The 4,282-nt window shown below is 40.6% G+C and carries 5 protein-coding genes and 1 pseudogene; 1 reads left to right on the forward strand and 5 read right to left on the reverse strand.

The genetic code is table 11. The annotated features are described in order from the left end of the window. Positions 1 to 54: 54 nt before the first annotated feature. From ACVBIO_RS21335 to ACVBIO_RS21355, 5 genes are all read right to left on the reverse strand, one after another. The gene (locus tag ACVBIO_RS21335) at positions 55 to 558 is read right to left on the reverse strand and encodes a nucleotidyl transferase AbiEii/AbiGii toxin family protein (RefSeq protein WP_447173405.1); all 504 of its coding nucleotides are present in this window, start codon (positions 556 to 558) and stop codon (positions 55 to 57) included. A gap of 116 nt (positions 559 to 674) precedes the next feature. Then, positions 675 to 851, reverse strand: a complete 177-nt coding sequence (locus ACVBIO_RS21340; RefSeq protein ID WP_447173401.1) for a hypothetical protein — start codon at positions 849 to 851, stop codon at positions 675 to 677. 107 nt (positions 852 to 958) lie between these two features. Further along, positions 959 to 1,333: a hypothetical protein gene (locus tag ACVBIO_RS21345; RefSeq protein WP_447173402.1), complete on the reverse strand. Its 375-nt coding sequence runs from the start codon at positions 1,331 to 1,333 to the stop codon at positions 959 to 961. A gap of 55 nt (positions 1,334 to 1,388) precedes the next feature. After that, positions 1,389 to 2,624: a type II toxin-antitoxin system HipA family toxin gene (locus ACVBIO_RS21350; protein ID WP_447173403.1), complete on the reverse strand. Its 1,236-nt coding sequence runs from the start codon at positions 2,622 to 2,624 to the stop codon at positions 1,389 to 1,391. After that, positions 2,617 to 2,892, reverse strand: a complete 276-nt coding sequence (locus ACVBIO_RS21355) for a transcriptional regulator (protein WP_447173404.1) — start codon at positions 2,890 to 2,892, stop codon at positions 2,617 to 2,619. The genes ACVBIO_RS21350 and ACVBIO_RS21355 overlap by 8 nt, the downstream gene beginning before the upstream one ends. A gap of 665 nt (positions 2,893 to 3,557) precedes the next feature. Between ACVBIO_RS21355 and ACVBIO_RS21360 the strand changes: the two are divergent. Continuing rightward, positions 3,558 to 4,207: pseudogene (locus tag ACVBIO_RS21360) on the forward strand (IS3 family transposase); the annotation flags it as partial. Positions 4,208 to 4,282: the final 75 nt, after the last annotated feature.

Below are 4,282 nucleotides of genomic sequence, written 5' to 3' on the forward strand. Positions count from 1 at the left end.
GAGTTCAGAGCGAGTGACAAAATTGTGTTCTAGGGATTGGGCAAGTGTGACCAGTTAATTTTCCAGTTTGGTATAAGCTTTGAATTTATCCGTAGCTAAGGTAGAGTCAAAAACCTCCTGAGCCAAAAACCGCTTCATTTCTTCCGAGAAAGCATCGCCATAAACAATCTCTTTAAGAGAGTCAATCCGGCTATCTAGCATTTCAAGGAAGCCCTCAATCTTGTAGTCTTCGATTTTCTTGTTAACCAAATCAAGATTGGGCCTTGCCCCCTTTCGATGTAAGAACACTAGATCCCACAGATCTCGGTGCCTTATGTACTTCTTTGTTGCTGGCAAGGAGATGATCTTATCAGCCATCACTTCATCAAGGCTTTCGGTGAAGACCAGTGTTGATGAATAACCATCCGGCAAAAAATCATAGTTCCTACCTAGAGGCAAAGGCTCCTTGGTGTATGCTGGAATATTTGCTATTTCTAACTTGATTTTCTGTTTAACAAGATGTTTTTGCTCTAAGCTGCGAATACTTCCAGAAGTAGCACTTGTACCTTTGATAGGCACATGCAAAATGAGGAGGATTGCGATGGTTTATTGTCATGTATTGGGTTTGACCCGCAACTGAGTCGTGTCTCCGTTGAGGCTTCCCTAACAGGCTCCCTTCTGTTTTAGTGACTAGATTATGTGATATCAAACTTTGGCGGCAAGGCTAGGAGAGGAGCCTTACTTTTTCGATTAGAGCCAGCCCTAGAAGAACGACTTGCATTGGCAGGGAATTTGTTCTCAATAATCTTTTCAACGTACCGAAGTTGGCGGGCCGCTTTTTCAGCCTTAAGCTCTTCATAGCTATCACTCATCATAAGCCCCTTCTTATTAGTTCGCTTAAATTATACTCACCACAGTTCATCGAAGCAAACTCCTAGATTTGACGTAAGCAAGTTACTGCTCTCCAGACGATAACCGATTACGCATTAATAAGCCCATCAATATACGCTTGAAGGCGTTGCAAGCATTGACGATCACCATTACAAATGAAATCAATTGGCTGCATCCCATTAAAGGGCGAAGCATGATTAACCATGCTCATAAAGCCGTAGATGTTTTTTTGATTAGTAAATGCTACGCGCAAACCAGCATGTATATTCAAAATATAGCTAACTCTTTCAACTTGCTCGTCACTAAAGCTCATCTCTTCAAAACTCAAAGCATCAAAATTTTCAGGCAATTTAAGTAAGGCTTGAATTTGCTGCTGGCTGCAATTCCACTTTGCTAGGATATCCAATACTGTTTTCAAGCCAATTCGAACAACTCTTGGCTCATTACAATCAATATTTTGCATATACTCTCCTAAATATAGTGGTACTGAGATCTAGCTTATTACACCAAAATTAATGCTATCGAAGACTATTCCACTTTTCTGTCATATGGTTATCAATACTCGTCAGTAATTGATTAGGGATCCCTAGATTTTTTGCTTCTTGAGCAAAACTTCTGGTCTGTTCATAGATCTCTTCTAACATCTCTCGTAATGGTTTATCACTTGAGTAGCCTGCATGTCCAGCCAGTATATTGAGTGCGTGCTTTGGTGACCTGCCATTGCCATTAAAAGATGTCATATGCTCTTTGTATGGTGAAGGGCTGTAAACAATGTCGTAAAACGGAGATAGTTGCCACTGATCATCATCGTCAGCTAAAAAGGCAAAGTTTTTAGAGTGATCATCTTGGTTAACGGTAATAAAGTTGAACAAAGCGCGTTTAACCAGCTTTCTCGCCTCTTCTACACCACAAAGCATTCGAGTGGCCTTAACCAAATCGACATAATCTAATGATGGCTCCCTAAAGGGAGCGTCCAGTAAACCGCAAGCAGAGATCATGTGGCGCTTGCCTTTAGGAGTACAATCAAACCTAGTTTGCTGTAGCCACATTCTTCCCCCACCTGCTTCAATCAATTCAAATTTAGGAGTATCAATGCCCAGATCACAGGCCATCTGCATATAGGCGTATTCCACCAAGCTCTCTGAATGTTTTAAGTCGAATTTTTCAGAGGTCAATTTCACAATCAGTTTTTCACCAATGGCATTTTCGTGTGTCGAAAACTGGCCATCACTGGTTTTAGTGATATTGAGTTTAGGGCGAGCACCACCGGAACCAGCCGCATTCATAAGTTGCTCAATCAATCTCGATTCTGTGCCCTCAAACTCTTTAACCGCCTCTTGCCCTAATGTTATTAGCTCAACATCCCTAGAATCAGACTCAAGTAGCTCTATCTCAGGTTCATAGGACAATGCGCCAAGGCATTGGTCACCAATATAAGCTAACCGTTGTAATGCAGTGATAAGTTGTGGATTGTGACCATTTTGCCTGAAAACGCGATCCATAAGGTGTAAGCCCCACCCATCAGGAAGACTGTCACCGAACACACCATGAATACCGTAATGGGGTTGCTTGGGGGCTTTTTGCAGGGTTAGATCAGCTTTGATATTAAAGGGAGCAATTGAAGCTGAATGTAGAGCTAAATACCGCTCGTCAAACTGAAAGTAGGTGCCAGTTCTATTTTCAGCCAGCGAACCAACAAGCGCTTTAGATCCGTCGGAGAAGGTTCTGTTTACTCTTAACGGAGTATTAAGCATTTTTTAGCACCTCTTCAATGCTGGTGGGCTGGGCACTAGATGGTTTTATTAAGGCACGGACTTTGTTCAAATCACCAATAGCTTCATAGAGCATCAAAAACTGCCTCAGTGAAATATTACCGGTGCTTTCAAACTTTCTAATCGTACCATAGGGCACCCCGGAGCGAGTTGATAACTCCTCAACGGATAACTTCTTTAGTTTTCGAGATTGACTTATAAAGTCGCGTAACTCCATTTGAACATCAAAAGCGGTATAGAGATTAAGCATAAAAACCTGCTACTATAGTGACAATATAGTTTTAAATGAAGCAATAATTGCTACTATAGTAGCACAAGCTATATATTCATACTATAACCTCAATAAGGGAAGAGTTAAAAGGTAGTACAGCTCGAGTGCAAGTAAAAAACGAAGAACAAGACTTAGGTCATGCTGAATAATCGTGGTAATCCTGTTCGCTTGTTAGCTCACAAATTACCCTGCCAGAATTCCGCTAAATTATCCAGTACCAACACTTTGCAATAACATGAACTTCAAATTCATTAGTCAATAATGTGAAAAATTAACTCTTCTGCCGTTATTCGCCTACATCCTCCAGTAATACTTTATCTTTCATAATTACGAGCCTAAAAAAATCACTCCACGACCTCCCAACCCAACAAAACAATCTTTACAATTCAAGCACTTAGACAAAAAACAGCCAACCAAATAGAAATCAACGACTTACAAAGCAACTCTATTCCAAAGCAATGAATTTCATTTTCATCAAAAATGATACTTGAAAGATCTTTTTTTCCATTATTATGTGCCGCCCCATGGATCTGTTAACGAGTAAAACAATGAGTGAGATTATTTATAATACTGAAAATGTGGTAAGCCCCTAGAACAGTAGACACTTCATAGAGTTATACTTAATTAAAAATATGAGGTGTTACATGCGCGGAAAACGATATCCAGATGAGTTCAAAATAGAAGCTGTTAAACAAGTCACTGAGCGTGGTTATAAAATCGCAGATGTTGCTGATAGATTAGGCGTCACATCCAAAAGTTTGCACAACTGGATTAATAAGTTTGATAAGCCAGAAAAGCAACACATAACCATTGATAATCAACAAGACGAAATACGTAAACTCAAGGCTGAGCTTCGCCGCGTAACCGAAGAGCGAAATATCCTAAAGGAGGCCGCCGTGTACTTTGCAAGCGAGTCAAAGAAAAGTACACGTTCATAAAGTCTAGGCTCAAGCACTACCCAGTAAAAATCCTATGCGAAATACTTGGCGTTCACCGCAGCGGTTTCTATGCCTGGCTTAAGGAGCCTCTTAGTCGCAGAGCTACTGAAGATAAGCGATTACTAGGTAAAATTAAACAGTATTGGCTAGAAAGTGGTTGTGTGTATGGCTACCGAAATATCACTTTAGACCTTAAAGATGATGGTGAGGCCGTTGGCAAAAATCGTGTATATCGGATCATGAGAACAGCTGATATTAAGGCTGTACGTGGCTATAAGCGCAATCCAAGTTTTGGCGGAGGCGATGTTAGTCATACAGCACCAAATACGTTAAATAGAGGGTTTGACGTCGCTGAGGAGGGTGTAACAGATTCTGTGTAACTGCAGTTTTAGTTAATATGTTTCACAAGTCTGTCTTCAAACTCAATAATA

This window comes from Shewanella sp. 0m-8, from assembly GCF_052977265.1.